9 protein-coding genes are annotated in these 15089 nt (G+C 68.1%); 4 read left to right on the plus strand and 5 right to left on the minus strand.

The window, feature by feature from the left end; all coding sequences use genetic code 11:
• Nucleotides 1-225: 225 nt before the first annotated feature.
• Nucleotides 226-1278: an SEC-C domain-containing protein gene (locus SNOUR_RS06890; RefSeq protein WP_159425813.1), complete on the plus strand. Its 1053-nt coding sequence runs from the start codon at nt 226-228 to the stop codon at nt 1276-1278.
• 563 nt (nt 1279-1841) lie between these two features.
• On the opposite strand, the gene SNOUR_RS06895 is transcribed toward SNOUR_RS06890, so the two are convergent.
• The 4 genes from SNOUR_RS06895 to SNOUR_RS06905 all read right to left on the minus strand — a co-directional run bounded on the left by SNOUR_RS06895 (nt 1842) and on the right by SNOUR_RS06905 (nt 8949).
• Nucleotides 1842-3095, minus strand: a complete 1254-nt coding sequence (locus SNOUR_RS06895; RefSeq protein ID WP_067344715.1) for a tyrosine-type recombinase/integrase — start codon at nt 3093-3095, stop codon at nt 1842-1844.
• Between the two features lie 172 nt (nt 3096-3267).
• Complete coding sequence (locus SNOUR_RS48135; protein WP_312632082.1) at nt 3268-4065, minus strand: helix-turn-helix domain-containing protein; 798 nt, start codon at nt 4063-4065, stop codon at nt 3268-3270.
• A gap of 189 nt (nt 4066-4254) precedes the next feature.
• A complete protein-coding gene (locus SNOUR_RS06900; RefSeq protein WP_312632083.1) occupies nt 4255-5103 on the minus strand; it encodes a glycerophosphodiester phosphodiesterase family protein in 849 nt (282 codons plus the stop codon).
• A gap of 552 nt (nt 5104-5655) precedes the next feature.
• The gene (locus tag SNOUR_RS06905; RefSeq protein ID WP_067344719.1) at nt 5656-8949 is read right to left on the minus strand and encodes a CHAT domain-containing protein; all 3294 of its coding nucleotides are present in this window, start codon (nt 8947-8949) and stop codon (nt 5656-5658) included.
• Between the two features lie 59 nt (nt 8950-9008).
• Here SNOUR_RS06905 and SNOUR_RS06910 point away from each other — a divergent pair, with 59 nt between their 5' ends.
• Nucleotides 9009-9566 carry a hypothetical protein gene (locus SNOUR_RS06910; RefSeq protein ID WP_067344720.1) on the plus strand — a complete coding sequence of 186 codons (558 nt, stop codon included), beginning with the start codon at nt 9009-9011 and terminating at the stop codon, nt 9564-9566.
• A 173-nt stretch (nt 9567-9739) separates the two neighbouring features.
• Here the strand turns inward: SNOUR_RS06910 and SNOUR_RS06915 are convergent, their stop codons facing one another.
• Nucleotides 9740-10414 carry a DUF6338 family protein gene (locus SNOUR_RS06915; protein ID WP_067344722.1) on the minus strand — a complete coding sequence of 225 codons (675 nt, stop codon included), beginning with the start codon at nt 10412-10414 and terminating at the stop codon, nt 9740-9742.
• Nucleotides 10415-10927: 513 nt separating this feature from the next.
• Between SNOUR_RS06915 and SNOUR_RS06920 the strand changes: the two genes are divergently transcribed.
• Nucleotides 10928-13612, plus strand: a complete 2685-nt coding sequence (locus SNOUR_RS06920; RefSeq protein WP_067344723.1) for an ATP/GTP-binding protein — start codon at nt 10928-10930, stop codon at nt 13610-13612.
• A gap of 496 nt (nt 13613-14108) precedes the next feature.
• A complete protein-coding gene (locus SNOUR_RS06925) occupies nt 14109-14990 on the plus strand; it encodes an IS5 family transposase (RefSeq protein ID WP_067344725.1) in 882 nt (293 codons plus the stop codon).
• The last annotated feature ends 99 nt before the right edge of the window (nt 14991-15089 follow it).

Below are 15089 nucleotides of genomic sequence, written 5' to 3' on the forward strand. Positions count from 1 at the left end.
GAGATCCAGAGCAATGTCCTGGCTGCCTTCAGCAAGGACAAGGACGCGGTCGTCACCACGTCGAGCGCCGGCTACACCTTCGCTCCCCCAGTCACCACGCCGCGTCTTCTTACGGGACGAACACCTGCTGGCCGCTTCTCTCTGGCCTCTCCCGCACGGGAATCGGATCTGGGACAGCAGCAAAGCCCGCACCGGGATACACCCGCCTCTCGATAGGGTTCACCCGTGAACGAGCCCGCTGTCCCCGCCCCATCACCCCCAACAACCGCCTACGAAGCCTTCCTTGACACCCAGCGCGGCAAGCCCTCGGCCGCCGCGTGCGAGCAGTGGGCCGACGAGCACGCCGGCGATCCAGCACAGGCGAGAGCGCTGGTGGACGCCGGGTGGCTGACGGCCCGGTCCAGTCGTAGCGGCAGCGGTGCGGCGGCTCTGGCCCTCTTCCGTCGCGCGGCCGACGGTGACGGCGAGCACCGTCTCGACGCCCGGGTGGGCATCGTCGACCAGCTGTACGCCCTGGGCCGAACGCAGGACGCCGAGCGCGCCCAGGAGGAACTCCGGACCTGCCTCGATGCCGAGCCCGCCGGGTCGTCGCGACTGCGGGTCATCGACGACATGGTCGAGGTCCTGGCCGAGACCGGGCGGCACGAGCACGCCCTGACGTGGTGCCAGGCAGGCCTCGATGCCATCGCCGCTGACGAAGGCATTCCGCAGGCGGCCAAGTACCGGCACGGGCTCCTCATCCACCGCGGCTTCCTGCGGAGCGAGTTGGGGATCGAGCTCGACGAGGACGACCTCGCCGCAGAGGCGGAGGCAGACGCATCCCTCACACAGTTCCGGGACAGCCTGCTGGAGGCACTGTCGCAGGACCCGGCGGTGGACGGGCCCGAGGACGCGGAGGCGTTCGACGGCATCCTGCTGCGTTGGGTCCGCGATGACTTCGCCGCCGTCCGCGCCCGCTGGCCGGAGTCGACCGCCTCGTACGGAGACGACTACGACACCTACGCCGCGCGCCTCCAGCATGACGCCCACGCCTACAGCGAAGCCGGTGCCGCCCGTATCCGGATCGTCAGCGCCACGCTCGCCGAGTTCGAGGAATACGCCCGCCGGCACGGACGGGAACCGGGTGCGGCGGAGACCCGACGCGCCTTCAGCGAGTGGCACGCCACGACGGAGCACCCCGAGCGTGCCCTGCTGTGGCCGCCCGCACGCAACGGCCCCTGCTGGTGCGAGTCGAACCGCAAGTACAAGAAATGCTGCGGCGCGCCCGCGAGGAACTGAAGGGGGCACCCGCACCCACAGCCGGGCCTGATCACCGCATCCGCGTGCCTACGAAAGATCGTACGCGGCCTCTACAGTGACCAGAGCGCCGGAAATCCGCATGTCACGCCCTTTCTCATCTGTATCGCGCTCCGCCGGGGGCTCAAACCTGCGGCCACCGTGCGGAGGTCCTGCCTCGCGGTCCCCGTCGTTCGCGACAGACGTGCTCGCCTTCCGTCGGGCGGCATCGCGCCGTGCCCGTGTTCCGCGCCGGCCCCAGCCACACAGGTGCGCCAGCATTCCCCCGTGGACGGCACCCGTGGCGCCCTGGCGCGCGTACAGACCCGCGTGCACAACCAGTGCACATTCACGCGGGAACTCGCGGGAAACCGCAGGTCAGGGAGGGAAGCCCGGCGGGACACAGAAAGGCCCCGACCGGGGCGTTTCGCCTGGTCAGGGGTGGGAAAGCGGACGAGTCGGCCTGTACGCCGGGTTCTGTCCCCCACGGCAACGATCATGCTTTGACCTGCACGTTTGCATGATCTTTTCGGACTCTTGGGCCCGCGGGGACTTCTCGGGGACTTTCAGTCGACAGCGGTGAACCACGCCTCGATGGCGGAGAGTCCACGGGCGCCGGCCTGCGGCATGAAGTGAGTGTAGGTGCGGAGGGTGAAGGCCGGGTCGGAGTGACCGAGCCACTGGGCCAACGAGACGATCGACTCACCAGCCTCAAGCATCACCGAGGCATAGGTGTGCCTCAGGACGTGGAAGCCGTGCTCCCGGCTCGGCTCCCAGACGCGGGTGGCCTTCTCCCCCGGCTTCGGCTTCGCGAGGGGCGGGATCACCCCGGCCTTGGCGAGTGCCGGCTTCCAGGTCTTGGTGTTCCAGGTGGTGCGGTTGATCGCGCCGCTTCGTGTCGTGCTGACCAGGAGCGGGATCGTGACCGTACGTCGCTTCTCGCGGGGAAGGTCCGGCTCTTCCGGGTCGAGCCATGGCAAGGTGACGAGAACGGGCTTCAGCCGCTCCTGGTGCGTCAACAGCCGCTTGGCAAGGGCGGCCGACAGAGGGACGTCGCGCTCCTTGCCGCCCTTCGGCGGGCCGAAGTACAGCTGCGACCGGTGCCGCAGGATCTGCCGCTCGACGTGCACCGAGTCGCCGCGGACGTCTCCGGGGCTCAACGCGAACGCCTCCCCCTGCCGCAGGCCGCACCCGACGCCGAGGTCGAGCGCCACCTGGTATCGCTCCGGGAGCCCCCGACGAACGGCGTCCACACGCGGCTGATCCCAGGAGCGGGCTTTCCGTTCCGGCTTCTTCGGCGGCTTGATGCTGCTGTTGCCCTTGCAGGGATTACGGAAGAGGCGCTTGTCCTCGACCGCGGCCTGCATGATCGCCTTCAGGTAGATCCAGGCGATGTGCGCCGTGCCGGCTCCGACCGCGCGCTGCACGTCGGCGGACCACTTACGGAGTTCTGCCGTGCCGATGTCCCGCAGCGGGGTCTCACCCAGGTATGGCAGTACGTGTCCCCAGATCCGATAGTGCATGCTCTCCCGCGTCTGCGCGGGGTGGACCTGCGACGGCCACCAGTGCTTCTCGACATACTCGCGAAAGGTGATCTCGCCGTCGCGGGCGTCTACGAACTCGCCGCGGCGCGAGTCGGTCTGAGCCTCGGCGAGCCACGCCTTGGCGTCCGCGACCGTGTCGAACGAGCGGTCTTGAACTCCGGGGATCCCCTTCACCCGGTAGCGGGTGCGCTTCCCCCAGAGTTCGGTGCGCTCGCGCTTGCCGGTCTCCTTGTTCGGCCGCTTCTTGAGCCACCTGTCCTCTATGTATCCCGCCATATGAAGCCCCTTAAGGTCGGAGAGCCAATTCACAAGGCGCATCCCGCGCCATGCTCAGCACACAGACGACCTTCGTCTGCACGAAATTCCGCGTATCGTCCACTTCTTCAACCCGCCGGCCCTGGGCCACAACCCGCCCTGACCCGTCCAACTGCAAGACCGGTATTCCGCATCAGGACACGGTGCGTGGCGAACGCCGCTGCGGCGCCCTGTTCATCGGGCTAAGGGCCGGGTTCGAACGCGAATCGGCTTCCTGTTGTTCCGCAAGCCATGCATCGAGCAAATCCCGGCGATACATGACCCGCCCGCCAGGGCCCATACGGAAGCTGGGCGGCCCCTGCCGCCGGTGACGCCAGACGTACAAAGTGTTCGTCGAGATACCGAGGTACGTAGCAGCGTTCTCCACGTTCAGGAACGCCGTCTCGACGAAAGGCTGCTTCTGATGACTCATTGGATATCTCCGGGTGAGGACTTCGACGTACCGGCAGCCGCGCCGGTCTCCCACCAGCTGTGCAGCGGCGACGTCCGGGCTGCTCCTGGCGGGCGAGACCAGTGTCCGGAGAAAAGCCGGTTTGGACCGGCCGCGATTAAGTGCTAGACAGCCGCTCGTAGCGGCAGGCCACCTGATCGGCCCGGCGGGCACTACGTATCCCGAGACGCATCCACCAGAGCACCAAGGGGGATGTAAGCCGATATGAACGTGGTGATCACGCCATCGTCCTGGCGGATCTTGCGCGAACCGGCATGTGCTACGCCGCCCGCTCACGGAGATCGCGCCCCAGCCGTCGGCCTCGCATCCATGCCAGCCAAGACGCTTTCGTTCTTCCTGACGCTTCGGTACTACTGCCGCCCAGCTTCGACGTGACCGCGTCGAGGAGGGTGTGGCCGCCTGGAGGGGCAACCGGCACAGCCGCTGCGGGCCCCGCCTATGAACGTCATATCGGCCGTGGCCGTCGCGCGCGCCATGCATGCCGCGCGGCGGGACTGACGGCGGACAGCGAAAATCCCCCGCTCACGGACTTGTCGAGTCCCCACCTCAACCGTCACAGACGGTAGTTGTCCGCGGGATGGGCGCGCTGGGGCGTGGGTCGCTATGGGCCGTCGGCACCAAGCTGGCTGATGAACGTCCACGGGCGGGTGAGGGCCTGTTCCTGGCTCCTCAGCGAGGTGTCATTGCTGCCTCGTTCTTGATCTTCATCATCCGCTCGGGGGAGTCGGCCAGGACGGCATAGGCATTCAGCCTCATGGCGGTGGCGTAGTCGTCCTTGGTCTCGATACCGATCAAAACGGTCCTGACCGAGGGGTGGGTGTGGAAGCAGGTCGAGGTGGCCCGGTCCCACATCAGGGCCTGCTTGACCGGGCTGCGGCCCTCGCCGAGGGTGAACTTCTCCGTCACCGTCACGTCACGACGCAGCTCGAACGCGGCCCACGTACCTGACCGGGGAGCTTTGAGGCAGTCGCCAGTCAGTCGTGAGGTGACCAGGCGCGTGCGGGTGGTGTCACGGTCCTCGAACAGCCGCGCCCGGGGGTAGGACGCCATGGCGTCGAGATTCGGCTTCTCGGTGGAGTAGAACCGCACGCGCTGCCACTCCCCACGCCCCTCGCTCTCCAGGGCGTCCAACGTCTTGGCGATAGTTGGGGCCAGGGCCTCGGCATCGGCTGACTTCATGTCCAGCAGCACGCCCATCCGCTGCGGGATCCGCCGCAACGCCTCCTCCAGCGTGGGCAGCGGCGTGGGACGCGTACGGTACGGGTAGCCGCCGGAGGCGTCCTTGAACTGGTAACCGGCGTTCAGCCGCGTCAGCTCCGCAGCGTCGCGGTCCGCGACCTTGCCCGTCCCGTCAGTCAGCGCGGACAAGTCGGCGGGCCGGTAGAGGACGGGGACACCGTCCCGGCTCACCTGCACGCTGAGCCACATCATGTCCACCTTGTGCGCCAGCGCCCCGTCGATGGCCCGCACGGTGTTCTCTGGGAAGTCGGCAGTACCGGCCCGGTGGGCGATGATCAACGGACGGCTGTCACCGGCCGCGGACTGCCTCGCTGCGTCCGTGGCCAGCGCGGCCCGTCGCTCGGGCGTAGCAGATACCGCTATGTGGTCCGGTACCACGGCGGCTGCGATGCCAGTGGCTGCGACAGCAACCGCCGCGGCCAGACCAGTCGTCCACCTTCGCACTACCGACATCTCGCTTTGTCCTCCCGAACTCGATGTTCCGCCATGGATCTTGTACCACTCAGCCGTCACTGTCAGGGCTCTCTTCGGTCCGGAATCGCATCACCTCGCCCACGGTCCTCATTACTTTCCCCGTGCGCTTCAGGCGGGCCGGGCATAGGCGCAGTCATCTCCGAACCAGCCATCCAGCCTGGGCACGCTGCGTCACATGATGTCCGTTATCAGGGAGAGCAACTGTCCAAGCGCCGGCGGTGCTCCTGTCCACGACCGGGGAATTCACGCTGTCCGCCCACACGGGACGAGGCAGGGCTCTTGATCACGACGAACTCGACTTCATTAGAGGTGTGTTGTATTCCACGGCCCTGCTGCCATGCGCGTCGGGCCCGACCTTCACGCACCCATATGAATGTGGGCGGACCAGAGCGTGGGGAAGTTGGGGAAGCGGTCCCGCATCAGGCGGGTCGCCCGGTGAACGCAGGCGCCGGTGTGGGCGGGGTCGTATCCGCCTGCCCCAAGGTGCGTGTAGATCTGCTCAGCGATAGTCGCGGCCACGGTGTCGTTGATCTCCCACAGTGTGCCTACGACGTGTGGGAATCCGGCGAGCTGGAAGGCAGTGACGACGTGGAGGGACTCATCGGCGAGCCGGGGCGTAGTCACAGCCGTGCTGCAGGCGGACAGATAGACGAACTCGGAGCTGTCCAGGCGCAGCCGGGAGACCTCCAGCACGCTGAGCGGACGGTCTGCGTGGTCGTGGACCAGTAGATGGCTCCGGGACGGGTCGGCGGGGTCGGCACCAGCGTGGCAAGCGAAGTGAGCCCAGGGGTGGGTGGCAAGGCGGGACAGTACGGCCTCGCGGGTGGCGTCTTCTCCGACCAGGCCCTCAAGCGTGGGGAAGAGCCGTACGAGGTGTTCGTACTCACGCCGGGCGCCCTCCAGGTCCGAGGCGTCGGGCGTGGAGGGCATGGCGACGGCCAGGACGCGTGGCGGGCGCGGACCGCCGGGCGACGACGCTGTCTGCCGGGCGCGCTGCGCGCGTGCATGGGACAGGGCTCGCACGGTGGGCGTGTACGAGGACACGATCCGGTCCATGACCGTACGACGGGGCCCAGTCGCGGGCGTTTCGAGGTGGTGGCCGGCGGCGTGCAGCGGGAAGAACGCAAGTGGGCCGCAGGGGATCCACCACAGGCGGCGCGTGCGGTGTTCGTCCACCGGGCCGGTGAGGTCGAGCTGTTCGAGCACCGGTCCGGCCACGGCGTCCCAGAGCCAGGGCAGCGTGTCGTGCACCATGACGTTCTCGGCCTCCCGGCGGGCCTCGGGGGACGTGCCCATCCGGTCCATCAGATGATGCATGTCGCTGAGTCGGTCGTGGACGTCGTCGTGGTCCACCTCAGGCAGCTCGCATACTTGGACGCCGCTCCTGGTCAGGATGAGCGCGTCGCAGCGGTACCGGCTGACGTTGATCATGACGAGGGGCCCGGTGTGTGCTTCGGCGGTCAGCCGGGCGGCCAGCGGAGGCAACAGAAACCGCTCCAGGCCCGGCCACGCCCGGACCCGTGCGACCAGGGCGTCCAGTTCCTGAGCCAGCATGCGGCGGGCGTCCGGGGCGTCCTCGCCCTGTGATGCATCGAGGGCCGTTCCCGTGGTCCCGTCGGTGGACGTGTCACCGTCCAGGCGTGCACACAGATAGTGGAAGCGGTCAGCCAGCTTCGGGTCGCGCTCGCGCAGTTCGGTCAGATCCGACCGGGACTCCAGCGCCTGCGCCAACAGCACGCCTCGGCCGGCTTCGAGCAGTTCGACCGCCTGGTCCGGCCGCCCAATGGCCAGCGCACAAGCCGCCGCGTCGCTCGCCAGTCGTGCGTGCTCGGCGATCAACCGAGTCGCATCGGCGCGGTCCAGGCCGCGGGCGGCCAGGCGCGGCAGAAGACCGACGCCGAACGCGAAGGCCCGCGCCGCCTCCTCTGAGCGTCCGACGGCCACCGCGGTTTCGGCCCACTCACGGGCTGCTGACACCCTAAGCGCCGTCGGGGCGCTGTTCCTGGTTGCTGCGGTCTCCAGCAGCCTCAGGGCCTCCTCCACCAACGAGTCGTCGTGGACGGCGAGGCCGTAACTGCTCAGCGCCGTGGCGAGATTGAACTCGCATTGCGACCCGAAATGGTGGTCTGTGGCAGCCGCGGCCACGGCGGCTCGCCCCAGGGTGATCGCCTCTTCCAGTGCGGGCAGCTCCGTCGTCCAGTGAAAGTACATGCGGAGGGAGTTGTTGAGGTTCGACAGGGCACCGACCTGGTCGCGGCCTGCCTCCGAGGCCGAAACAGCTGCCTGGCGCTGGATCGAGATCACCCGCCGCAGGATGTTGAGATCTTCCGTGAGCTCGGCCTTCGCCTTCAACGGTACGGCGAGATTCGACAGGTACACCCATCGGTCGGGATGGTTCTGCGGCGTCGCCTCCACCGCTTCTTCTCCCAAGGTGATCGCCTCGTCCAGCAAGGCGGTGTCCCCGGCCTGAAAGTACCGATCGTGCAACTGCCCGGCAAGCGTCGCCCGGTACAACGGCCCGTCAGGGTGATCGGCGGGAGTGGCCCGGACCACGGCGCGTACGCAAACGATGGCCTCGTCGAGGGCCGCCAGGTCACCCACGTGGCCGGCCAGCACGTGGAGCATGCCGCCAAGGTTGAACAGGCACGTATGGTGGAGGGGCGTGCCGCGCGGCGCGGCGCCGACCGCTCTGCGTGCCATGGTGATCGCCTCGTGCAGGACCGCCTGATCCCCGGTGCGCTCGAACTCCGCACGACGTAGCAGAGCGGCGTTCATCAGCGGCTCGGCCCGTGTCCTGCCAGATCCGGAACTGGACGCGCACTCTGCGGAGGTGGCATTCACCTGGAGGGCCTCGTCCAGAAAAGCGGGGTCGTTCGTACGCTGGTAGAGGATTCGCAGGGAGTCGCTCAGCCCGCCCCGGATCACCGCCCGTTCACTCTCACCGCCTGGCGGGTTCCGGATCAACTGCCGCCCGATGTCCACAGCCTCATACAGCGATCGGGCGTCGTTCGTACGCTTGAAGAGGTCGCGCAGCCCCTCAGCGAGATTGTGCAGGTACATCGATGGGTCTGTGCCGGCCTCCCGCGCCGCTGCGACCGCCTGGCGGGCGACCTCGATGGCCTCCTGCAGGGTGGGCACATGCCCTGTGTGGTCGAAAAGGCGGCTCAGTCCCATCCCGAGAATGCGCAGCCGGTCGGCGAGTCGGGCTGGACCCTCGTGGGTATCGGCCACTGCGTTGCGTCCGGCGCACACCGCCAGCCGGGCGGTGTGCGCGTTCGCCCCGTCCTCCAGCCGCAGTCCCAGTCCCATGAGAAGGTCCTCCCAGACCGCTTCACCGACCGACGCCGTGGACGGCGCCGCGGATCGCGGGAACGGGTCCGGCAAGGGCAGTTCAGCTCCCGACCGTTGCACAACGACGAGCAATGCCGCGCCCGTCCGCACTTCGGGCAGCGCGCGCTCGTCGGCAAGTGCTCTGCCCCGTTTCCAGTGCAGCAGTCCGACGAGGTGGCATGTCTCCAGGATGTCCCGGGGGTCTGTCGTGCGGGCGAAGAGCTCCACGGCCTCGGTCAGAGCGGCATCGTCGAGCAATCCGTACGGGCCGCCGGACCCATCGATCCGGGACCGGACGGCCGACGCCCACCGCTCTCGCATGCGTGCCCTTCTCCTGTCTTCCTCAGCCAAATGCGCGTGCTGAAAGCTACTTTGAGTGCATGCCAGCCGCAGCCGACGGTGTGATCGACACCATCCTCGAAGTCAGTGAGTCAATGCTCCGGGACCACGGGCTCTGCTTACGGCCCCAAGTCCACATCCTCGCGGAGGACATGGATCAGCCGTACGTCGGGTTCGTCACGTGCCGGCCCTTCTACCGCGGCAGGGACGCTGCCAGCGCCCTCGTCGATCTGGGGCTGCTTCCATCCATACTCATGGCGACACGCCTCATCGTCGCGTGGGAGGACTGCGACCTGCGCACCGCGCTCGAACTACCGGAGGAGCACTTCGCGACGGGCATTGTCATTCTGGACGTCGGCTTCGGCGACCACACTCTCCACTGGCACCCGTTCGACGTGGAGGTGAACGGCACCAGCCCGTATGGAATCCCCACCGTCATCCCGCACTGGCGCACCCCCGCCCAGTATGCGAATGTGCCGTTGCTCGCACCGATCGAGGCACTGCTCGAAACCTGGCGGGAGTTCCGGGAGGAGGATCTCCAGGAGACTGCGATCGGGCTCCAGCAGGCCGGATACGAGCTGAACATGGTCAGTCGCTGACGGACGGGCCGCCGGCCAAGCCAGGGCGGGTCGGCTCTGGCAGTGGCGATGCGCCCGCCGGACCGGGTGGGGGTGGCGGAGGCGCCTCCTCGGTGCCCGCCGAGCCCTTGGGCTGATATCCACGAGGTTCACCAGGGTTTTCGAGGAAGGCCCGTTCCCACGGAGTCAGTTCATCATCCGCTGCTGTCATCCTGATCTCCTTCAGGTCGTACGTCGACAGGGCCGACCATCTCCAGAATGTCGACGTCGGCCATGCGCAGGTAGACCCCTTCAGTGCCCTCCACCCGGGGCCCAAAGGAACCGTCCGCACTCATCCGGTAGGACCACTGCAAGTACAGGTCCGGTTCCTGCGGGTGGCCCGAGGCATACGACCGACTGCCGTACCAGCCTCCGACCCAGGTGCCGTCCTTCATCCGGGCCCGTACGTAGCGCGGCCCCGTGTGGGTACGGCCGCCGAAGGCGTAGTCCCACGCCGTCGGCACCGGCAGGTACACGGAACGGGCACTGCGCCGCTCGCGGTACGAGACAGCGGCGGCAGCGACAGCGGGAACGCCGAGAAAAAGCAGCAGAGCCCACAGACCCACGGCCCGGGGGTGCTCGGCGACCAAGGCTGCGAACCCTGACTTTCCAGCCTTGCGCCAGGCAGAGGCGAGGGCGGGGCCTGCGACAACCGCGTAGGCCCCGTTCAGGGCAACGCTGGCCGTGATGGCGCGCAGGATCCTCTCGCCCAGCTGCGCCTCTCCGGCGACCGGCCCGCGCCAGCGTTCGCGTAGGAACTGATAGGTCAGCCCCGGCAGAACGAGTAGCACGAGCGATACCAACTGACCGATTGTCGAAGGTGGTTGCACGCATCCTCCTGCCCCTTGTTCTGCCGTGAGAGCCTTTCACACCCACCCAGCTGCGTGTGCCGGAACGGGTGGGCTACTGCGATCAGGGGTCACGTGCCGACGAGAGGGGTGAACGACGCTCGCGGGGTCTCAAGCCGCATTCACTCACGTCATCGGCAGGCTGTGGGGGACCGACGGCTGGCTCCGGCGCCGACGACGCCTTTTACAGCAACCTGCAAACAGGCCAGGGCACCTTCGGCACCCGCTAGCGGCGCCGAGCCGCGCGCGTGGATGCAGGCCGACTGCGAGAACTGCCGTGTCCCTGCGCCGCTCCGGCCCGTTTCGGCACCTTCTTCAAGGGGCGATCTCCGATCTCTTCCGCGGCGAAGAGGTGTACTCCACGGTGGCGAACCTGCAGGGTTCAGCTGGCGTGGCCGGAAGAAGTCCCGCAGCCGGAGCGGTCGTGGATGCTGTGGGGTAACGCGGCACATGGGGGCGTAGGTTGCGGCGTCGTTGATCACTTCGGGGGCTGGTGTGGCAGGTCGGGATCTGAGGGCGTTGTTCAGCACGAACGACCGGGGGCTCGCCGCCCAGGAGGCGTTCACCAATCGCCAGGCTCAGTGGGAGGCGGTTGCGGCAGCGCTCGCCGAGCACCTGCAGCGCATCGGCGACCCTGCCTTCGACGTCGAGGACCTCGAAGCATCGCGGCGCAACGTCATCGTCTTCCACGGGGTGGGCGGGATCGGGAAGACCACGCTGTCCCGTAAGGTCGAAGCTGCCCTTGCCGGTAGTGAGGACAGGCCAGCCCAGTGGCCGCACTACGAGTGGACCACCCGGCGGATCCTGCCGGTGCGGATTGACCTTGCTCGCTCCGCTGGCACGGATTTCGAGCGCGTCATCCTGACCATCCGGCTCGCGCTCGCCCAACTCGGCCGCCCCCTGCCCGCTTTCGACCTGGCGCTGCGCCGGTACTGGGAACACAACCATCCCGACGAGTCGCTGGAGGAGTACCTGCGCCGCGGCGGGCTGGCGAGCCGGTTCGGGAGGGCATTGCCGCAGCAGATGCAGTCCGCGCTCGGCGACGTCGCCCAGGCGCTGCTGCTACCGGGCACCGTCGGCACCGCGATCGGCCAGGTGACCGGCTCGCTGGTGCGGGCCCTGCGCGAACGCCGGCAGTCGATACGGGCTCTGGCTGGCTGCGCCCGCCTCGCCGATCTCCTAGAGGCCGAGCCGGACATGGACGCGCTCTCCTTCTACCCTCATCTGCTCGCGTGGGAGCTCGCGCAGCTGCCCGTGGACAAGGCCGTGGCTCCGGTGATTTTGCTGGATGCCTTCGAGGAGACCGGCGACCGTACCCACCGTGACCTGGAGCGGCTTCTCCAGCGCGTCGTCTGGCTCATGCCCAATGTTCTCTTCGTCATCACCGGCCGCAGCCGCCTGCAATGGGCCGACGAAGCCCTGCAAGGCCAACTCGACTTCACCGGCCCCGCGGCCTGGCCCTGCCTGGACACCGACCACGTCCCGCACGCCAGCACCACCGAGCCGGCCGGCGGCCGTGAACGGCAGGTCCTGATCGGGGACTTCTCCCCCGAGGACTGCGACGACTACCTCGCCCGCTGTCTCAGCAGCGGTGGGCAGCCTCTCATCGGCGAAGCACTACGTGAGGTCATCACCGGCCGCTCGCACGGTCTGCCGCTGCATCTCGATCTGTCGGTGATGCGGTTTCTGGAGATCCGGCGCACCGGCCAGACTCCGCAGCCGGCCGATTTCGACCACGACTTCCCGGCCCTGATCGCCCGTACCCTGTCCGACCTGACACCGGACGAGCGGCACGTCCTGCGCTCGGTCAGCCTCCTCGATGCCTTCGACCTCGCCCTGGCGACCCGGGCAGCGGGCATGGCCCATGAGGCTGCAGCGATGCGGTTGACCGAGCGCCCCTTCATCCGGGAAGACCCCTTCGGCCTGTGGCCCTTCCATCTGCATGCCCTGATTCGTTCCACCGTCCGCAATGCCGACGACCACACGGACGACCGCTGGTCCCCGCGCGACTGGCACAACGCCGCCCAGCGGGCCTTCGAGGCGCTGGGCGAACGGTGGAGCACCGCGCCGACGCAGGACCGCATGCTGCTCGTCGGCTGCCTGCGCCAAGCCCTGGTCCTGGCAAGGGACTTCGGCCTCGATCTGGACTGGCTGACCGAGGCCGCCTTCCACTACGTCAGCGACTCCATCTGGGAGCCCCTCGCACCTCCCGCCCGGGACGAACCAGCCACCGCAGGACTGCAGTCGGCTGCCGAAGCGCTGGTGGAAACCCTCAGTGCGCTCACCCGCCGGCAGCATGAGAACCGGGCACGCACCGCCGAGCGCCTCACCACAGTCACCGAAGCCGGCCTGCTGCCCCCCGCCCTGCACGACATGGCCGTCTACTACTTGGCCAAAGCGCAGCGGGACCTGGGCCGCACCTCGGAGTCCCGCCGCGGTATGCAGCATGTCGTCGCCGGCGGTGGCCGCCTGGCACCCAACGCTCGCCGCGGGCTCGCGCACCTGTCCCGTCTTGCCGGCGACTTCCCCACTGCCCTCGAAGCCGCCGAGAACCTGGGCTGGGAGGGGCGTCACCACCGCGTGAGGGGTGATGTGTGGTGGGTCCAGGGGGACATGACCCGCGGCGCGCAGGCGTTCCAGGCCGCGCGGCTGGAGGGCGAAGAGCACGGGAAGCAGGGGGAAGCGGCCATGTCCCAGGCCATGCGCGCCTTCACGCTCGCCTTCACCGCCCCAGACCTAGCCGACGACGAGATCGACCTCGCCGAACACCTTCTCGTCCCCGTCGACCTGCGCGCCGCCACCTTCGACGCCCGCATCGCCACACTCCTGCGTGACGCCGGCAGCAACACCGGCCTCGAAGACAGAGCACAGGTGCTCAGGGCCGAGATCAGCGCCTCGGGGCTCGCCTTCACCCACGCCAAGCTCGAACTGGCCCTCGGCTTCCACCACGCCGTTCGCAACGACCACGAAGGGATCGCCGCCAGCATCCACCGGCTGCGCGAGCTGACCCGCCAGGACTACTACGCCTACTACGTCGACATCGCCCACTTCATGGCCGGCCTCCCCCTCCTCGACGGGGGCAGCTCACCAGCGCAGTGGATCGACGGGGTAGGACCCACCCGCGACCGCTGGCGCGACTTGGTGCTGTCCCGGCGCCGCCACCTGCACTCGGCTCGCTGAACAAGGCATATTCCAGGAGGGGCACGCACCCAAGGAGGATCAGTGAGCGTTTCATGCGACTTGCCCTCTGGCAAGAGAAACGCCAGGTCAGACGGGGATTGACCCGACTTTCTCAGTGAGCCGCCTTCGGGATTCGAACCCGAGACCTACGCATTACGAGACCATGAGCGTTCGTGTTGCGTGGTGCTTCGTCGTGCTGTCCGGTGACGTTTTTCCTGATCAGAGCATGTGCGACGGGTTGACCTGTGCCACCCCGTGATGCACGGTCCAAAGGCGTCTGTCCACCGGCTGTCCACCGGTGGGGCTCTCGCCGGCCCGCCAGAGAGACCGTCGCTGAGCTGCTCAGCGGTACTGTCGACCGGCCGGAGAGACGAGCGAAGGTCACTGTGGGACCTCTACAAGCCATCCGCCAGTGGTTCCTCCCTGGTAGCACCTCATCCTAGGGCCTGTCTGACGGGTCAGTGACGGACAGGGGCGAGGACTCGTTCCCGGGCATGTGGGGCGGGGCGATCTCAGTGACGCGGAGTGGGCCAGGCTGAAGCTGCACTTGCCGAGGAACGTGGGGCGGGGCGGGCGTTGGAAGTGTCACCGCAGAGTGATCAACGGGATTCTGTTCCGGCTACGGACCGGTATCCCGTGGCGCGATCTGCCTGCCCGGTTTGGTAAGTGGCAGACGGCATACGACCGGCATCGCCGCTGGTCGGCGGACGGCACGTGGGCGACGATCCTGCGGGCCGTCCAAGCCGATGCCGATGCGCAAGGGCGAATCGACTGGTCGATGGCGAGCGTAGATTCGACGGTCTGCCGGGCCCACCAGCACGCTGCGGGCGCCCGTCGCCTGCCCCCGAAGGTAGCGGGGAAGCGAGCCCGGCCCGCCCTCCACCGGGACGACGAAGGGCTCGGCCGCTCCCGCGGCGGACTCACCACGAAGATCCACCTGGTTGGGGAAGGCGGCCTGCGGCCGTTGGCCCTGTTGATCACCCCAGGGCAGTGGGGCGACGCACCCCAGATGATTCCGGTCCTGGACAGCGTCCGCGTCCCCCGCCCAGGCGGCGGGCACCAGCGCACCCGCCCGGACCACCTCAGCGGTGACCGCGCCTACAGCTCTCGGCGCAATCGCCGCTACCTGCGCCGCCGACAGATCAAGCACACCATCCCCGAGCCGAGGAATCAGCAGGCCAACCGCCGGCGCCAAGGCAGTGCGGGCGGTCGACCCACCGGCTTCGATCGTGAGCGATACGCCCGCAGGAACGAAGTGGAGCGGCTGATCGGGAAGCTGAAGATCAATCGGGCGGTTGCCATGAGGTTCGACAAGCGGGCCTACATCTTCCACGGCACCGTGACCATTGCCGCCATTCGCCTGTGGCTTCGTGCATGACCTGTCAGACGCAACCTAGCCAGATCCGGACTCCACCGGCGGCGTACCTCGGTGATCCGGTCGATGTCAGCCCGGAGTCGATCAGCGAGGTCGCCCGCG

This window comes from Streptomyces noursei ATCC 11455 (assembly GCF_001704275.1).
Classification (GTDB): domain Bacteria; phylum Actinomycetota; class Actinomycetes; order Streptomycetales; family Streptomycetaceae; genus Streptomyces; species Streptomyces noursei.

Coding starts and splice junctions, on each gene's coding strand:
- SNOUR_RS06910 (WP_067344720.1), top strand. CDS start 9,009: ATGCCAGCCGCAGCCGACGGTGTGATCGACACCATCCTCGAAGTCAGT.
- SNOUR_RS48135 (WP_312632082.1), bottom strand. CDS start 4,065: ATGCATGGCGCGCGCGACGGCCACGGCCGATATGACGTTCATAGGCGG.
- SNOUR_RS06895 (WP_067344715.1), bottom strand. CDS start 3,095: ATGGCGGGATACATAGAGGACAGGTGGCTCAAGAAGCGGCCGAACAAG.
- SNOUR_RS06905 (WP_067344719.1), bottom strand. CDS start 8,949: ATGCGAGAGCGGTGGGCGTCGGCCGTCCGGTCCCGGATCGATGGGTCC.